Source organism: Mesorhizobium sp. M7A.F.Ca.US.006.01.1.1, assembly GCF_003997935.1.
GTDB lineage: Bacteria > Pseudomonadota > Alphaproteobacteria > Rhizobiales > Rhizobiaceae > Mesorhizobium.
The window spans coordinates 20,435-36,348 of sequence record NZ_RZQL01000035.1; the positions used below are offsets into that span (position 1 = coordinate 20,435).

Annotated in this window: 12 protein-coding genes, 1 tRNA gene and 1 pseudogene; 6 read left to right on the forward strand and 8 right to left on the reverse strand. The window is 64.4% G+C overall.

The window, feature by feature from the left end:
- The first annotated feature begins 85 nt into the window (after nucleotides 1-85).
- From EN943_RS09100 to EN943_RS09110, 3 genes are read left to right on the forward strand one after another with little or no spacing between them, the layout of a single operon-like run.
- Nucleotides 86-1,108, forward strand: a complete 1,023-nt coding sequence (locus tag EN943_RS09100) for a hypothetical protein (protein WP_127412321.1) — start codon at nucleotides 86-88, stop codon at nucleotides 1,106-1,108.
- Nucleotides 1,050-2,525, forward strand: a complete 1,476-nt coding sequence (locus EN943_RS09105; RefSeq protein ID WP_127412322.1) for a DUF6504 family protein — start codon at nucleotides 1,050-1,052, stop codon at nucleotides 2,523-2,525. The genes EN943_RS09100 and EN943_RS09105 overlap by 59 nt, the downstream gene beginning before the upstream one ends.
- Nucleotides 2,522-5,875 carry an error-prone DNA polymerase gene (locus EN943_RS09110; protein ID WP_127412323.1) on the forward strand — a complete coding sequence of 1,118 codons (3,354 nt, stop codon included), beginning with the start codon at nucleotides 2,522-2,524 and terminating at the stop codon, nucleotides 5,873-5,875. Before EN943_RS09105 ends, EN943_RS09110 begins: the two co-directional genes overlap by 4 nt.
- 268 nt (nucleotides 5,876-6,143) lie before the next feature.
- Here EN943_RS09110 and EN943_RS09115 read toward each other — a convergent pair whose 3' ends face one another.
- The 4 genes from EN943_RS09115 to EN943_RS09130 form a co-directional block, all read right to left on the reverse strand.
- Nucleotides 6,144-6,386: a Trm112 family protein gene (locus EN943_RS09115; protein ID WP_127412324.1), complete on the reverse strand. Its 243-nt coding sequence runs from the start codon at nucleotides 6,384-6,386 to the stop codon at nucleotides 6,144-6,146.
- A 9-nt stretch (nucleotides 6,387-6,395) separates the two neighbouring features.
- Nucleotides 6,396-7,067 carry an LON peptidase substrate-binding domain-containing protein gene (locus EN943_RS09120; RefSeq protein WP_127412325.1) on the reverse strand — a complete coding sequence of 224 codons (672 nt, stop codon included), beginning with the start codon at nucleotides 7,065-7,067 and terminating at the stop codon, nucleotides 6,396-6,398.
- 103 nt (nucleotides 7,068-7,170) lie between these two features.
- Complete coding sequence (gene trxA, locus EN943_RS09125; RefSeq protein ID WP_127412326.1) at nucleotides 7,171-8,175, reverse strand: thioredoxin; 1,005 nt, start codon at nucleotides 8,173-8,175, stop codon at nucleotides 7,171-7,173.
- A gap of 84 nt (nucleotides 8,176-8,259) precedes the next feature.
- Nucleotides 8,260-8,757, reverse strand: a complete 498-nt coding sequence (locus tag EN943_RS09130) for a prolyl-tRNA synthetase associated domain-containing protein (RefSeq protein WP_127412327.1) — start codon at nucleotides 8,755-8,757, stop codon at nucleotides 8,260-8,262.
- A gap of 249 nt (nucleotides 8,758-9,006) precedes the next feature.
- Between EN943_RS09130 and EN943_RS09135 the strand changes: the two genes are divergently transcribed.
- Together EN943_RS09135 and EN943_RS09140 are read left to right on the forward strand one after the other, a co-directional pair.
- Nucleotides 9,007-9,081, forward strand: a tRNA-Gly gene (locus EN943_RS09135).
- Between the two features lie 191 nt (nucleotides 9,082-9,272).
- A complete protein-coding gene (locus tag EN943_RS09140; RefSeq protein ID WP_127412328.1) occupies nucleotides 9,273-9,836 on the forward strand; it encodes a type 1 glutamine amidotransferase domain-containing protein in 564 nt (187 codons plus the stop codon).
- A 58-nt stretch (nucleotides 9,837-9,894) separates the two neighbouring features.
- Here the strand turns inward: EN943_RS09140 and EN943_RS09145 are convergent, their stop codons facing one another.
- Nucleotides 9,895-10,686 (reverse strand): SapC family protein, encoded by a 792-nt coding sequence (locus EN943_RS09145; RefSeq protein WP_127412329.1) that lies wholly within the window; start codon nucleotides 10,684-10,686, stop codon nucleotides 9,895-9,897.
- A 311-nt stretch (nucleotides 10,687-10,997) separates the two neighbouring features.
- Between EN943_RS09145 and EN943_RS09150 the strand changes: the two genes are divergently transcribed.
- Nucleotides 10,998-12,242 carry a Xaa-Pro peptidase family protein gene (locus EN943_RS09150; protein ID WP_127412330.1) on the forward strand — a complete coding sequence of 415 codons (1,245 nt, stop codon included), beginning with the start codon at nucleotides 10,998-11,000 and terminating at the stop codon, nucleotides 12,240-12,242.
- 298 nt (nucleotides 12,243-12,540) lie between these two features.
- Here the strand turns inward: EN943_RS09150 and EN943_RS09155 are convergent, their stop codons facing one another.
- From EN943_RS09155 to EN943_RS09170, 3 genes and pseudogenes are all read right to left on the reverse strand, one after another.
- Nucleotides 12,541-13,977 (reverse strand): amidase, encoded by a 1,437-nt coding sequence (locus tag EN943_RS09155; protein WP_127412331.1) that lies wholly within the window; start codon nucleotides 13,975-13,977, stop codon nucleotides 12,541-12,543.
- Between the two features lie 242 nt (nucleotides 13,978-14,219).
- On the reverse strand, nucleotides 14,220-15,311 hold the full coding sequence (locus EN943_RS09160) for a Gfo/Idh/MocA family oxidoreductase (RefSeq protein ID WP_127412332.1): 1,092 nt from the start codon (nucleotides 15,309-15,311) through the stop codon (nucleotides 14,220-14,222).
- 289 nt (nucleotides 15,312-15,600) lie between these two features.
- Nucleotides 15,601-15,914, reverse strand: a pseudogene (locus EN943_RS09170) (ABC transporter substrate-binding protein); the annotation flags it as partial.

Sequence of the window (15,914 nt, forward strand, 5' to 3'; positions counted from 1 at the left end):
CCCCATGAGTCTGCTTGACTCTTCCGACGGCCTCTGGAATCTATAGGAACATAACAGGAACAATTGTGAGTGGAAGCTGACCGTCATGGCGATGACCGCCGTGGCGCGGGAGACTGTTTTTGCCCTGCGCCGCCAGATCGCGAAAATCGAGGGAACGCTGCCCGAGCGCTTGGCTGCGCCGGCTGCCGCGACCTTCGATGCTGACGTCAACACCGATCTCACAATCGTCAGGCGCGGCATTGCCGCGGCGTTGCCGGATGCGTTCCTGCCCATCGGCGTCGAGCGTCTCGATGCCGCCCTGAGTGGCGGGCTGCCGAAGGCCGCCCTGAGCGAAATCCATGGGCTTGAAACCCGCGATGCCGGGGCCGTCGCCGGCTTCGCTTTGTCGCTCACAAGCCTGATCCTCAAGCAGGCGCCGGGGTTGCCGGTGCTGTGGATCGGCACATCGGAGATCTTTCGCGAGGCAGGCTTTCCCTATGCCAGGGGGCTTCACGCCTCGTTCGGCATCGAGCCGGAGCAATTGCTGTTTTCCGAGGCGCCAAGGCTTGTCGATGCACTGTGGGTCGCCGAGGAGGCGGCCCGGATGACAGCACTTGCCGCCGTCATCCTGGAAATCCGCGGCAATCCGCAGCGGCTGGACCTGACCGCGACACGCCGGCTGCATGCAAGGGCGCAAGCTGCCGGCCGGCCGGTGTTCCTGCTACGGCAGGCGGCCGAGCCCGAGCCGACGGCGGCACCTGTTCGCCTGATTGTCACGTCGGCGCCGGCGGTGCCGCGCAACACCATTGCCGGGTCGCTCGCCGGCTCGATCGGCCGCCCGGCCTTTGCCCTCACCATCGGCAAAAGCCGCACGGCCCTGCCTGGACAATTTACACTGGAGTGGAACCCCGATGAACGCGCATTCGATGAAAGAACAGGCGGGGAAAGAGACCGGGCAAAGAATCCTGTCCCTGTGGTTTCCCTATCTGGCGGTGGAAAGGATCCTACGCCAGCGTCTGGGGCGGTCCTGGCGTTCCCGGCCGTCGGATCACCCATCTCACCCGCCGCTCGTGATCAGCCATCGCGACCGCAACGCACAGCGCATCTCGGCCCTCGACGAGCGGGCTGAGGCGCTGCACCTGAAGCGCGACATGGGCATTGCCGATGCGCGCGCCATGCATCCGTCGATCGACGTCGTCGAGGCCGATCCGGAGGCCGACCGCCGCCTGCTCGAAGGCCTCGCCGACTGGTGCGACCGCTACACACCGCTGGTGGCGCTGGATGGCGCGGATGGCCTGTTTCTCGACGTCACCGGCTGCACCCATCTGTTCGGCGGCGAACGCGCCATGCTGGACGACATCCTGTCGCGCTTCTTCCATCAGGGTTTCGATGTCCGCGCCGGACTTGCCGCGACGCCGGGCGCGGCCTGGGCGGCGGCACGCTTTTGCGGCGACCGCATCGTTGTGTCAGGCGAGGAGGAGGCACTGCTGGCACCCCTGCCGCTGGCCGCGCTGCGCATTGAACCCTCGACCCGCACCAGCCTGGAAAGTGTGGGCCTGCGCACGGCCGGCGCCGTCATGGCGGCACCGCGCGCGCCGCTCGCCCGCCGCTTTGGCGCCTTGCTGCTTTTGCGCCTCGATCAGGCGCTTGGCCGTCTCGACGAGGCTGTCTCACCGCGCCTTCCCGTCGCGCCGCTTTCGGTCGAACGCCATCTCGCCGAACCCGTCACCCTGACCGAGGACATCGAACGGCTGGTGGGCATGCTGGCGGCGACCCTGAAAACCGATCTCGAGCGCCGCGGCGAGGGCGCCAGGACGCTGGCGCTGCTGCTCTTTCGCGTCGACGGCGTCGTCAGCCGCATCGCCATCGGCACCTCGCGGCCGATGCGCGAACCCATGCTGATTCAGAAACTGTTCCATGAAAGACTGGCCGCGCTCGAACAGGATATCGATGCCGGCTATGGTTTCGATCTGGTGCGGCTCTCGGTGTTGGCGGCAGCCACCTTCGACATGCAGCAGGCCGATCTTGCCGGCGAGGTGACCGACGACGGCGCCGATATCGCGCTGTTCGCCGACCGCATCCGCGCCCGGCTCGGCGAGGGCGCGGTTCTCCGGCCGGTCGCGGTCGAAAGCCATCTGCCGGAACGTGCCGTAGCCACCATCCCCTTCACCGACGCGCCGCGCCGGACCACGCCGCCGAAGAAGCCCGGCAGGCTGCAGGCCCCAAAAACCATATTTCCGCCGGAACGGCCGATCCGGCTGTTCCGCTCGCCCGAACCCATCGATGTGCCGGCCACTGAAATGCCGGAAGGACCACCGTTGAATTTCCGCTGGCGCCGCGCGCTCTACCGGGTCACGCGCGCCGAAGGGCCGGAACGCATCGCCGCCGAATGGTGGCGGGAAGCTGTGAGCGATCCGGTTACATCAACCCGCGACTATTTCCGCATCGAGGATGCCGACGGCCGCCGCTACTGGCTCTACCGGCAAGGTCTTTACGGCAACTCGCAGGTGCCGCCACGCTGGTTCATGCATGGTGTTTTTGCATGAACGCGCTGACCGTCATCCCCTATGCCGAGTTCGGCATCCAGTCGAATTTCTCCTTCCTGCGCGGCGCCTCCAAGCCGGAGGAGCTGGTGGTCGCGGCCAAGCTCCTGGGCTTCTCCGCGATCGGGATTGCCGACCGCAACACGGTGGCCGGTGTTGTGCGCGCCTGGCAGCAGGCCAAGGTCGAAAAACTCTCCTATCATCCCGGCTGCCGGCTGGTTTTCGGCGACGGCACGCCGGACATTCTCGCCTATCCCCAGGACCGCAAGGGCTGGGGGTATCTGTGCCGCATGCTCACCCAGGCCAATCTGCGCGACGAAAACGAAAAAGGCGCCACCCTTCTCCAGCGCAGCGACCTCCTCGAATGGGGGGATCTGATGTCGCTGGCGGTCCTGCCCGGTCTGTCGGCGGGCGAGGAAGATAGTCTTCCCCTGCTTCGAGACCTCAAAGGCCGCTTCGGCAGGAACCTGCGGCTTGGCGTTTCGCCCGACTACGCCGGCAATGACCGTTTCCGCATCGAGCAAGCGGCAGCGCTTGCCGAGAGCGCCGGCATCCCGCTGATGGCGACCAACGACGTTCTCTACCACACGGCCGAACGGCGCCCATTGCAGGACGTGCTGACCGCGATCCGCCTCAACACCCCCGTCGCCGAGGTCGGGCTGGAACTCACCGCCAATGCCGAGCGCCATCTGAAGCCGCCAATGGAGATGGCCCGCCTGTTCCGCCGGCATCCGCAGGCGCTGGCCGAGACGCTGCGGTTTGCGGAAGAATTGACCTTCTCGCTTGGCGACCTCCAGTACAACTACCCCGACGAGCCGACGGAATCGGGTCTTGGTCCACAGGCTGAGCTGGCGAGACTGGCTCGGGAGGGGGCGGCGAACCGCTATCCGGCTGGTGTGCCGGATTCGGTGACCAGGCGCATCGAGGAAGAGCTCGCTTTGATCGAACGCCTCAACTATGCCCGCTATTTCCTGACTGTCTACGACATCGTCAAGTTCGCGCGCAGCAAGGATATTCTCTGCCAGGGACGTGGATCGGCCGCCAATTCGGTCGTCTGCTTCTGCATCGGCATCACCGAAGTAGGACCGGAAAAAATCGATTCGCTCTTCGAGCGCTTCATTTCCGAGGAGAGAAACGAGCCGCCGGATATCGACGTCGATTTCGAGCACGAAAAGCGCGAAACCGTAATCCAGTACATCTACGAGAAATACAGCGGCAAGCGCACGGCACTTGCGGCCGCCGTCATCAGCTATCGCGGCCGTTCGGCGCTGCGCGAAGTGTCGAAGGCGATGGGCCTGTCCGAGGATGTCAGGGCATCGCTTTCCGGCTCGATCTGGGGTTGGTCGACATCGGAGCTCGGCGAGAAGGAAGCCCGAGCCGGCGGCCTCGACCGCACCGACCCGGTGTCGAGGCACGTGATGGAGCGTGCCAACGAGATCATGGGCTTCCCCCGCCATTTGTCGCAGCATGTCGGCGGCTTCGTCATCACAAGGGATCGGCTCGATGAGATCGTGCCCATCGTCAAGACGGCGATGGACGAGCGCAAGATGGTCGAATGGGACAAGGACGATCTCGACTCGGTGAAGATCCTCAAGGTCGACATCCTGGCGCTCGGCATGCTGACCTGCCTCCAGCGTGCCTTCACCTTGCTTACTGACCACTATCCGAAGGCACGGGACCCATACGGACAACCCTATGTGTTGGCCACCCTGCCGGCAGAAGACGACCGGGTCTACGACATGATCTGCCGCGCCGATACGCTCGGCGTCTTCCAGATTGAATCACGCGCCCAGATGTCGATGCTGCCACGTCTCAGGCCGCGCGAGTTCTATGACCTCGTCATCGAGGTGGCGATCGTGCGGCCAGGCCCGATCCAGGGCGACATGGTCCACCCCTATCTGCGCCGCCGGCAAGGCAAGGAAGACGCGGAATATCCCAAGCCGGAGTTGAAGGAGATCCTCGGCAAGACGCTAGGTGTTCCCCTGTTCCAGGAGCAGGCCATGAAAATTGCCATCGTTGCTGGTGGCTTCAAACCGGGCAAGGCCGATGAACTGCGCCGTGCCATGGCTACTTTCAAACGCACCGGCACCATCGGCAATTACCGCCAGCAGATGATCGACGGCATGGTCGGCAAGGGTTACGAGAAAGACTTCGCCGAGCGCTGCTTCAAGCAGATCGAAGGCTTTGGCGAATACGGCTTTCCCGAAAGCCATGCCGCTTCCTTCGCCCTGCTCGTCTATGCCTCCTGCTGGTTCAAGACCTTCTATCCCGACGTGTTCTGCGCCGCGATCCTGAATTCGCAGCCGATGGGGTTTTACCAGCCGGCCCAGCTCGTCCGCGACGCAAGCGACCATGGCGTCGACATTCGCGATGTCGACGTCAATTTTTCGGTGTGGGATTGTACGCTGGAGAAAGCGCCTTTCAATCCGGCCCGCATCCTCCCGCGCCACGCCGAGATGCGCGGCGTCATCAAGACGAAGCATGCCGTCCGGCTCGGCTTCCGCCAGATCAAGGGCCTGTCGAAAGAGCGCATGGAGGTTTTCGTCGCGCGGCGCGGCTCAGGCTATGTATCCGTCAGGGATGTCTGGCTGCGCTCCGGCCTCGATGTCGGCGAGATCGAAAAACTGGCGCAGGCCGATGCCTTCCGCTCGCTCGGCCTTGATCGTCGCGAAGCCTTGTGGGCGGTGCGTGCGCTGGACGGCAAGAGCGCCGCCGAAAGGCTGCCGCTGTTCGACCAGCCGGCGCTTCGCCTGCGCGAGCTGGAGCCCGAGACGAAGCTGCCGAAAATGCCGCTCGGCGAGCATGTCATCCACGACTACCGCGCGCTCGGCCTGTCGCTGAAGGCGCATCCGGTCGCCTTCCTGCGCGAGCGGCTCAATCGCGCCGGCGTCATCCCCAATGCGAATCTTCCTTCAGTGCGCGATGGCAGGCGCGTCTCCGTCGCCGGCCTCGTGCTGGTGCGGCAGCGTCCCGGCAAGGGCAATGCGATCTTCCTGACGCTGGAGGACGACAAGGCGGTGGCCAACGTCATCTTCTGGCAAAGAACCTTCGACCGTTACCGGCCGATCGTCATGGGCGCGCGGTTCGTCAAGGTCACCGGAAAATTGCAGTCGGAATCGGGCGTGGTCCACATCGTCGCCGAGAGGATCGAGGATCTGACGCCCTGGCTGACCGTGCTGCTGGAGAAGGTCAGCGAGGCCGCACCAGCGGTTGTCGGTTCTCCGGAGCGTGCTGCCAGGGGTCCGGATCGCTTCAATCGGCCCGCTATAGGGAACGCGCCGATCCGGCAGGACATCGCGACGCTGTCGGAAGAGGCGGAACAGGTCATGCCCAAGGGGCGGAATTTTCAGTAGGCATGGCCCACGTCGCGGAGCCCCGAGAATCTGCGACGCCTCCGCGCCGCAGCGATGCAAACCTTGAGGCTGGCGGGACAGCACCCCCCTCTGCCCTGCCGGGCATCTCCCCCGCAAGGGGGGAGATTACGCGTTCATCGGCTTTCGCCAATCTCCAGCGTCGCAGGAGCTGCCGATCTCCCCACCTGCGGGGGAGATGCCCGGCAGGGCAGAGGGGGGTGCTGTCCCGCCAGCCTCGGCAACTTCTGCGCCCCAGCGGTGCTCGAATTCACGAAGGCCCACCCAAGCGCGGCGGCGGCGGAGCCAGCACATCCTCCACCGAAAGCGTCCGCGCCTCGGAAGGCAGCATGATTGGGATGCCGTCACGCACCGGGTAGGCAATCTTCGCGACCCTGGAAATCAGCTCACCGCGCTCCGGATCCCAGGCCAGCGGCCCCTTGGTCAGTGGGCAGGCCAGCAGCTCCAGCAGCTTGGGGTCGACCTTCCTCTCGTCACGTCCGTCCGCCGCCATAGCAACCTCTCATTGTAGGCTCGAGCCAAAATCCTCATTCTCGCGCGCCAGCGCCATTTCGGTGATGGCGATCAGCGTCTCGGCCCGGGTCTTCAAATCCGCCGCTTCGAGCAGCGCCTGTTTCTCGGCCGGCCCGTAGGGCGCCATCATCGACAGCGCATTGACCAGCATGGCATTTTCGGCCCGGCTGACGCTTTCCCAGTCGGCCTCCAGATCGTTGGCCTGCAGATAGGCGCGAAATGCCTTGAGCAGCGATGGTCGGTCGATCTCGTTGTCCGCCTGGTCCTCATCGAGATCGGCAAGGAAAGGCGCGGGCTTGCACTGGCGAAACGGCGTCTTGACCGTCAATTCGTGGGCGATGCGGAACCGGCACACGCCCTGCAGCGAAATCAGGTAGCGGCCGTCGCCACTCTCGGAAAAAGCGATGATGCGCCCGGCGCAGCCGACATTGCAGAGTTCCGGCTCGCCATCGTCGCGCAAGGCGCCGTCGAGACTGGGCTGGATAACGCCGATGAGCCGCGAGCCGGCGATCGCCTCGTCCACCATCTGCAGATAGCGGGGCTCGAAGATGTTGAGCGGCATGCGGCCTCCCGGCAGCAAAAGCGCGCCCTCGAGCGGAAAGAGCGGGATCGTCGACGGCAAATCCTTGGCGAGCCGGTAATGCGCGTTTCCCGCTTGCACCTCATTCCTCCGATCGCTTCACCAGAAGCGCGTCATCGCAGTTCTAATCTGGCGCAGTCATGGCCGACGCCAAGCCCGTGCGGCAAAACAACCGGCAGCCGGCTCAGGAAAACAGCAGCGCCGACAATTTGCGGCGCGCCGCCAGCGTCGCCTCATCGGTCATGCCCCAGGCCTCGAACAGCTGCAGCAATTGCGTCCTGGCGCCGTCCTCGTTCCAGCTTCGATCGGCCTTGATGATGGCCAGCAGATTGTCTGCGGCCGCGGTGCGGTCGCCGTTGGCGTTCTGGATCATGGCCAGATCGAAACGCGCCTGATGATCTCCAGGATTTTCCGCAAGGCGGCGCTCGAACTCGGCTGGATTGCCGAGAGCCGCCGCCTGCGCCGCAACCGCCATCCTGGCGCGCAGGGCTGCCAGTGGCGGCGCATCCTTCTTGGCCTCCGGGGCCGTTGCCAAAAGCGCCTCGGCGCCTTCCGTGTCGCCGGCGTCGAACAACAGCTCGCCCAGTCCGGCGATCGCCTCGATCGTCTCCGGCGCCTGCGCCAGGATGGCGTCATAAATGTCGGCCGCGGTCTGCATGTCGCCGGCGTCGCGCGCTTCGGTGGCCGCTGCCAAGGCTTCCGCCACCGGCGGCGCGCCATTGCCCTTGCCGCCGACCTTGGTGATGAATTCGTTGATCTGGCTCTCCGGGATGGCGCCCATGAAGCCATCGACCGGCTGGCCGTCCTTGAAGGCGATGACCGCAGGTATAGACTGAATGCCGAGCTGGCCGGCGATCGAGGGATGGTCGTCGATGTTCATCTTGACCAGCTTGACCCTGCCGCCGGCGGCCTTGACCGCCTTTTCCAACTGCGGCGTCAGTTGCTTGCAGGGGCCGCACCAGGGTGCCCAGAAATCGACCAGCACCGGCTGGCGGCGCGATTCCTGGATGACATCGGCGGCAAAGGCAGCCGTCGTCGTATCCTTGATGACGTCGGCAGCCGAGGCGGCGGGCGCATCGCCAAGTGCGACTTTCGCCGGCGCCGGCGCGGTTCCACCATACTGCACCGAGGTGGTGTACTGGCCGCCATTGCCGCCAAAGGGGCCGCCAAACGGTTTGTTGTCGCTCATCTCTTTACCCTTCCGTGGCGCCGCCGGCCGGCAGCCAGGCGCCATATGCTTCAGACCATCTGACTCAAGCCATCCATGTGGCGATCACGCGGAGACTTTCAAGATAGCAGCATCGTGCCCGGTTGCCTCGACGAATTTGATCAGGTCGCGCGCCGCGATCGACGTCGTCGCCTCATTGGTCAGCGGATGCCCATTGATCACTTCATGCTCCATCAGATCCTTGTCGAGCACCAGCTTGACCCTGTTTGCCGTGTCGTTGATGACGCCAAAGACCGTGACGGCGCCCGGCGTGACGCCGAGCAGCTCCATCAGCATCTCCGGTCTGCCGAAAGAAACCCGGCTGGCGGCGCCGATCACCTGGTGGATCTGCTTCAGGTCGACAACCGCGTCCTCGCCGACGGTGACCAGGAAGAAATTGTCCTTCTTGTCCTTCAGGAACAGGTTTTTCGTGTGCCCGCCGGCGATTTCGCCGCGCAGCGCCTGCGAATCCGCGACCGTGTAGAGCGGCGGATGGCGCTTCGTCGAGGCGGCAATCCCGAGTTCGGTGAGAAAGGCCATCAAATCGGCTTCGGTCTTCGGCATCGGTTTCGTCTTCGTCCCGTTTCTCTAGCCAGCCGTTTACGGCCAATAGGGCGGCCGACACAAGACCGTCATGCGACATCACGGCGAGCGGCACCGCCCTTCGCGGTGTCGCCCCGCCGCCCGCCACTCACGCCCGCCGGTGGCTTGCCGGTCCCGCGCGGCGTGTCGCAAAAAGCCTGCGATTTCCCTGTTGCAATCGCCGCGCTCTTCAGCCATATAGGCCCGGCTTGCGGCCAAGACGCCGTGCGAGCGGGTGTAGCTCAGGGGTAGAGCACAACCTTGCCAAGGTTGGGGTCGAGCGTTCGAATCGCTTCACCCGCTCCAGTTTCCTCCAGGGAAATCAAGCATCGAAAAGCCGCGGTCCGCCGCGGCTTTTTCGTTTCTGGGGCTTGCCGGGCTAAGAGCTTTGCCGGCACTCTTTCGTCCATCCCCTTAGGAGTCACATAAAATTACAGCGGGAACGGTTCCCAACCTCGCCTCGTTAGCCCTTGGTCAACGCAACGATGGAGAAAGCCATGCAGGACATTTCCGGCAAGCGCGTCGCTATCCTGGCGACGAACGGGTTCGAGCAATCCGAACTTGAGGTGCCGCTGAAGAAGCTGCGCGAGGCGGGCGCCAAGGTCGATGTCGTATCGCTCGCAAGCGGCAAGATTAAGGGCTGGGACCTCAAGGACTGGGGTCGGGAGGTTCCCGTCGACAAGACCTTGGATGAGGCGCGGGCTGACGACTATGACGCGATCGTCCTGCCCGGCGGGGTCATCAATCCGGATCTGCTGCGTGTCGAGCGAAAGGCCCTGGACTTCATCGAATCGTTCTGGTCGGCCAAGAAAATCGTCGGGGCGATCTGCCATGCGCCCTGGCTTCTCGTCGAGACCGGCATCGTAAGGGGTCGCCGGGTCACATCTTACAAGTCGATCAAGACCGATGTGATCAACGCCGGCGGTCTGTGGGAGGACAGCAAGGTCGTTACCGACCAGGGACTTGTCACCAGCCGCAACCCCGGCGATCTCGAGGCGTTCTGCGACAAGCTCGCCGAGGAGATCAGGGAAGGGCGGCACGACAGAAGGGTTGCTGCTTAGCCGCCTGTTCGTCTGGACGCATCGATTGGGTTACGCCGGGAAAACCGTACCGTTTTCCTCAGCCACTCTTTGCACCATCCGCCTTCCGCAGCGATGCCTGATGCACCAGCGACGTCCAGCTGTTGGTCGAGGCGAGGTGGCAATAGAGCAGGCCGAGCGCGCCTGATTTGCGCAGGTCGAGGAACGCCTCGTCGCTCAATTTGTTGAAGGCCGGCTCGTCGATCACCTGGAAGTCGGTGAGGTTGAGCACCTCGCCGCCTTCCAGCGTCACCTTGCTCTGGCGCGGCGAAAACAGGCCGTGCGCATCGATCTTGTCGACCATCTCGCGGGTGGCTCTGAAGTCGATCTGGAACTGATTGCAGAAGGCGAGCGCCTGTTTGGTCGCTTCGGTCGGCTCGTTGCCGGTGAAAAACGGCAGGATCTTGTCGTCGCGCAACGGCGCCAGCAGCTGGTCGACGACGCGGTCGCTGGTCCGTTCGACGCACAGCGTCAGCCGGCCGGCCGATGTCGGGTCTTCGGCGAGGATGAAGGGATAGCGCCGGACATAGGCGGGGATGTAGTGCGGACCGGTCCATTTGCCGTCGGCATCGACGAACAGGTTCTCGTTCTGGCGCACGCCGGTGATGATCACCGGCGACTTGGCCGGGCCGATGAAGACGATCGGGTAGGAGCGCATCGCCGCCGGCATTTCCGACGCGACCACCGGAATGGCGTGCGCCGAGCGGGCGAAGCCGAAGGCACTGCGTGCGGTCAGGCCAAGCGAGCCGTGCCGCGCCGGATTGAGCGCCTCGGGCCTCGAATAGAACAACGGCAACGCATCGCTCGCCCCATCCGTCTTTGCATCCGCCATCATCCGTCTCCCGCACGCCCATCAGGCTGCCAATGGTCCCGAAGCCGGGATCTATGCTTGTTTGCGCTGATCTTGAGTCGAAAGGAATCCCGCAGGAACAAAGTACTACAGCGTCTCTTGCGTGCATAAAAGGACACCTAGGGGCTCCAAGGGCCTCCGCTATGTCGCTTCGCGGCTGCTCCGCCCTGGATGACGAAGTGAAGAGCGTCTCAACTATCTTCAAGGCATGCGGTGCATCAATACAGCGAGAAACTCGCTTGATTGTCGATGCGCGGAATGCTCCGTTGCCGCTTCAGACAGTGGAGAAACCCATGACAGGCTTTGTCGATCGCAGGCGCGCGGCGCAACTGATGAACCGCGCGGGCATCGCGGCGCTGGTGCTGTGCGCGCCCGAGGCCTTCCACTATGCGACCGGCGCCTCGATCGGCCCGGCGGGACTGTTCCGGCGCGCCGGCGCAGGCTTCGTCGTCATCCCGGCCCGCCAAGGCCTGCCGATCGGCGTGGTGGTGGCGGATTTCAATGCGGGACAGTTGCAACTGGCTCTGCCCGACGCCCTCATCCGCAGCCACCCGATCTGGATCGAATTCGCCACGTTTGACGCCTCGAGGCCAGCGCAAGGGCTGGCGCGGCGCATAGTGGCCGGCTTTGGCTCGTCCGGCTGGACGCCTACCATTACCCGGCCCGCGACATTCGAGCTGGCCAATTCCGTCCATGAGCTGAAGCAGATCCTGACCGGGTTCGGGCTCGAGCGCGCAACGATCGGCGTCGATCTCGATTTTGTTCCCGCCGCTGATTTCTCCGCCATGCAAGCGCTGCTGCCGGGCTGCACGATGGTCGACGGCTCAGCCGTGCTCGACAGGTTGCGGGCCGTCAAGTCGCCGCGCGAAATCGATCTGCTCCAGCAAGGCATCATCCTGTCGGAAGCCGGGCTGGAGCGGCTGCAGGTCGATGCGATGGCCGGCATGCGTCAGGCCGATCTCATTGCCCTTTATCGGGAAGGCGTCGCCACGGCCGCGGCCGGCCTGTCCCATCCGGTCGCCACAGCCGAATATGTGACGCTCGGCGCCCGGCTCAAAAGCACCGATGCGAAAGCCATGCCTGGCGATCCGCTGAAGTGCGACATGGTCTGCACGGTCGGCGGCTACGCCTCCGACATGTCGCGCAACTTCACCTTCGGACCGCCATCCGCCGAGCAGGCCGAACTGCACGCGATCGCCGAGCGGGCATTTGACGACGGGCTGGCGTCCCTTGTTCCGGGAACCACGCTCGCCCACGTGCATCGCGTCGCCACCGACAGCCTGGCGCGGCAAGGGCTGCGCACCTACCACCGCGGCCATTTCGGCCATGGCGTCGGCCAGTCGGTCTTCTCAGAGCAATGGCCGTTCATTGCGGCCGACAGCGATGTCGTCATCGAAGCCGGCATGGTGCTGGCCTTCGAAATCCCGCTCTACATCGACAGCCTCGCCAGCTTCAATCTCGAGGACCAGTTCCTGATCACGCCGGACGGGCCCAAGCCGATGAACAGGCTGCCGAGGCGGCTGGAGAAGATTGGGTAGCCGGCTTTGAGTCTGCACGCTGGAGATTGGCCGAGGCCTCCCCCCGCCTTCGTCATCCACGGGCGAAGCAGGAGCGAAGCTCCGTCGCGGAGACCCGAGGATCCATGCCGTGACCTTGGCCGAGGAATGCAGCAGAGTAGAACTCTTCACCGTAGTGACGCTTTGAAGTAGCGGCATGGATCCTCGGGTCTGCGCTGCGTCGCTACGCTCCTTGCTCCGCCCGTGGATGACGAAGCGATAGGTGGTTAGGCCAATCTCCGGCGATTGCCACTAACGACTGGATCTTCGTGCCGAGCACCTAACCACTCACCGCCGGCCTTCTCCCCTTCCACGGCATCTCCTGTTCGAGCTGCGCCGACGCGGCCAGCACCGTTGCCTCGTCGCCGTAGCGGCCGACGAGCTGCACGCCGATCGGCACGCCGTCTTTCGACCAGCCGAGCGGCAGCGAGATCGCTGGCTGGCCGGAAATGTTGAAGGGGAAGGCAAACACCGAGTCCGCCCATTTGGCGTTGTAGCGGTCGATGTCGGTTTCCGACATATCGTAATAACCGAACGGGCGCGGCAGCTGCGTCAGGGTCGGGGTGATGAAGAGATCGTAGGCGCCGAGGTCGCCGACGATGTCGCGGCCGGTCTGCCGCAATTGCTCGACATCGGAGATGTGCCTGGTGCCGCTGGTCGAACGGCCACGCTCGATGATCGCAAAGGTCACCGCCTCCACGTCGTTTGGCGTCACCGGCCGGCCAATGACCGTTTCAAGATAATCGAAGGTCGCGGCCGTCTGCACGCAGGTCATGTTGGTGTAGGTCGCCCAGACAGCATTGGCGTCGAGCGGCATATCATGCTCCTCGACATGGTGGCCGAGACGCTCGAGTGCGGTGACGGTTGCCAGCACCGCCGCCTTCACCTCCGGATCCATCACCGTGCCGTTGGGCGGCGTGACGGAAAAGCCGATGCGCAGCTTCTTCGGTGCCCGCGCCGACAGGCTGAGCCAGGAACCATCGGGCACCGGCGGCGTATAGGGATCGCCCGGCAGCGCGCCAGCCACCGCATCGAGATAGGCCGCGGTGTCGCGCACAGTGCGTGAGCAACAGAGAAAATAAGCGCCGCCATACCAGTAGTCGCCGAACGGCGCGAGGCTGACGCGGCCACGCGACGGCTTCAGGCCGACGATGCCGCAGCAGGAGGCCGGAATGCGTATCGAGCCGGCGCCATCGCTGGCCTCGGCGATCGGCACCATGCGCGAAGCAATAGCCGCGGCCGCGCCGCCGCTGGAGCCGCCAGGCGTGATGCCTTCCTTCCACGGGTTCTTGGTCACACCATAGAGCTTTGGTTCCGTGGTGATCGACCAGCCATTCTCCGGCGCGTTCGACTTGCCGACCAGCACCAGCCCGGCCGCCTTCATGCGGCGAACGACTTCGGTGTCGAAATCGGCAACGACATCCCTGAGATAGAATGAGGAGTTGGTGTTCGGCGCCCCGGTCCAGGACGAGGCCAGCTCCTTGAGCAGGAATGGCACGCCGGCGAAGGGTGCTGATGTGTCGACCGTCTCGGCCTGCGCCCGCGCCATGTCGTAGAGGCGATGGATGACCGCGTTGAGCGCCGGGTTGAGCCGCTCGACCAGCGTGATCGCCGCTTCCACCAGTTCCGCCGGCGAAACCTGGCCGCTGTGGACCAGCCCGGCCAGGTCGAGCGCGTCGGACTCGGCATAGGTTTTTAGCAGACTGTCGGTGACCATGTCTCTCTCCTTCGGCGGATGGCTTGTGTTGATGCCTGCTCCTGCGGAGAACTGTGTTGGGGCATCGGCCCCCTCACCCAGCCTCCGCTTCGCTCGGCTGACCTCTCCCCAAGGGGAGAGGAGATTGTCGATGCCGGAGCCGACCTCTCCTCCCCAGCGGGGGTCCGAAGGACGGGCGAGGCCCGTGAATCGCCCCGGCAAGGGTGGCCGCGAAGCGGCCGGATGAGGGGGCTGGCGCGACGTCAGGCCAGGTCGATGGTCCGCCCCAGCGCGATGCTCTGCTCGGCGGCCAGCACGATGCGCAGGCTGTTGACCGCCGCATCCATCTGCTCGGTGAGGTCGAGATCCTCGCGGATGGCACGCAGGAAGAAGGTCTGCTCACGATCGCAGAGTTCCTGGTGCCCGGGCTCGTCCTCCATGCTGACGATCTCGTCGGGTTTGGAGAAATTCTTGTCGCCGTCGACAGCGGCATAATGGATCTTCAGCGCATCGGTCTTGGTGTGGCGGTCGATGTCGGCCGAGCTCGAAACTTCTGCAGGTTCGGCAGCACTGCTTGCCTGCTGGCCAGCGACGATCGACACCGCGCCCTTGGGGCCGACGACGTCCTTCACGAAATAAGCTGTCTCGCTCATCATCGGGCCCCAGCCCGCCTCGTACCAGCCGACCGAGCCGTCATCGAAGGTGACGTGCAGGTGGCCGTAATTCTGCTTGTCGGCTTCCGCCCAGAGCTTGGCTCCGATGCCGTGCACGCGCACCGGCTTGGCGCCGGTCAGCTGGCACATGACGTCGACATAGTGGACGCCGCAGTCGACGATCGGGATGAGCGAATCGATCAGGTTCTTGTGCCAGTGCCAGGCGCTGCCGCTGCTCTGCTGGTTGAGGTTGAGCCGCATCACCAGCGGCTTGCCGAGCGTCTTGCCGACCTCGATGAACTTGATCCACGACGGATGCACGCGCAGGATATAGCCGAGCACCAGCTTGCGGTTCTTGGCGCGCGCCGCCGCGACCACCTTTTCGGCGTCCTCATTGTTGGTGGCGAGCGGCTTTTCCATGAACACATGGCAGTTGGCGGCGATTGCCTTCAGCGCATATTCGGCGTGGGTGTTCGGCCAGCTGTTGATCGAGACGGCGTCCGGTTTTGTTTCCTTCAGCGCCTGGTCGAAATCCTCATAGAGTGGGTAGCCGACTAATTCTCCCGGAATCTTCGTGTTGCTCTTGATTGAGCGGCTCATGATGCCGACGATCTCAAAACCCTCGGAGCGGTGATACGCGCTGGCATGCGACGCACCCATATTGCCGAGACCCACCACCAGCACTTTTACCTTGTCGGACACCGATATCTCCCAGTTCTTGGTTGAGTTGTTCGTGGCGACTCGGCGTCGCCTTTCCTCTCCCCCGTCCGATCGGGGGAGAGGTGTCGAGCGAAGCTCGACGGAGTGGGGGTCGACCGTCGCCGCGCGCTGGGGTCTCTTGCTCGTCAGATTGTGCCTGTCTTGCGGCGGCTGTGCGTTTGATGAACGCCTTCCCCCACTCCGTCGCTGCTTCGCAGCGCCACCTCTCCCCCCTCCGGAGGGAGAGGAAAGGAGCCAAGGCAGGCCAATGCGACATGACCCGCTTGCGCCCCTACTTGATCGCCGAATCGAACAGGTGCGTCTTGATCTTCTCGACATCGAGCGCGGCAAAACCTTCCGACAGCTTGACGCCGTCGGCATCGGCCTTGACCTTGGCCTTGTCGAAATCATTGGCCGGGCCGATCAGATCGTTGGTGCAGACATCCTCGGCCTTCACCGGGGCGGTGATCTGGCCGATCTTGTGGATTTCGTCGAAGAAGCCCTGCCAGCTCGCCATGTCGTGCGAGCCCCAGCCGCCGCGCTTGTCCATGTCGCCGCGGAAAACGTTGATCTGCTGCAGGATCGAGGTGGTGCCGAGCTCCGGCC

What these genes read in the sequence shown, in the direction of transcription:
- trxA (WP_127412326.1), bottom strand. Translation starts at nt 8,175, where the DNA reads ATGAGCGACAACAAACCGTTTGGCGGCCCCTTTGGCGGCAATGGCGGC.
- EN943_RS09155 (WP_127412331.1), bottom strand. Translation starts at nt 13,977, where the DNA reads ATGGTCACCGACAGTCTGCTAAAAACCTATGCCGAGTCCGACGCGCTC.
- EN943_RS09145 (WP_127412329.1), bottom strand. Translation starts at nt 10,686, where the DNA reads ATGGCGGATGCAAAGACGGATGGGGCGAGCGATGCGTTGCCGTTGTTC.
- EN943_RS09150 (WP_127412330.1), top strand. Translation starts at nt 10,998, where the DNA reads ATGACAGGCTTTGTCGATCGCAGGCGCGCGGCGCAACTGATGAACCGC.
- EN943_RS09130 (WP_127412327.1), bottom strand. Translation starts at nt 8,757, where the DNA reads ATGCCGAAGACCGAAGCCGATTTGATGGCCTTTCTCACCGAACTCGGG.
- EN943_RS09100 (WP_127412321.1), top strand. Translation starts at nt 86, where the DNA reads ATGGCGATGACCGCCGTGGCGCGGGAGACTGTTTTTGCCCTGCGCCGC.
- EN943_RS09140 (WP_127412328.1), top strand. Translation starts at nt 9,273, where the DNA reads ATGCAGGACATTTCCGGCAAGCGCGTCGCTATCCTGGCGACGAACGGG.
- EN943_RS09115 (WP_127412324.1), bottom strand. Translation starts at nt 6,386, where the DNA reads ATGGCGGCGGACGGACGTGACGAGAGGAAGGTCGACCCCAAGCTGCTG.
- EN943_RS09110 (WP_127412323.1), top strand. Translation starts at nt 2,522, where the DNA reads ATGAACGCGCTGACCGTCATCCCCTATGCCGAGTTCGGCATCCAGTCG.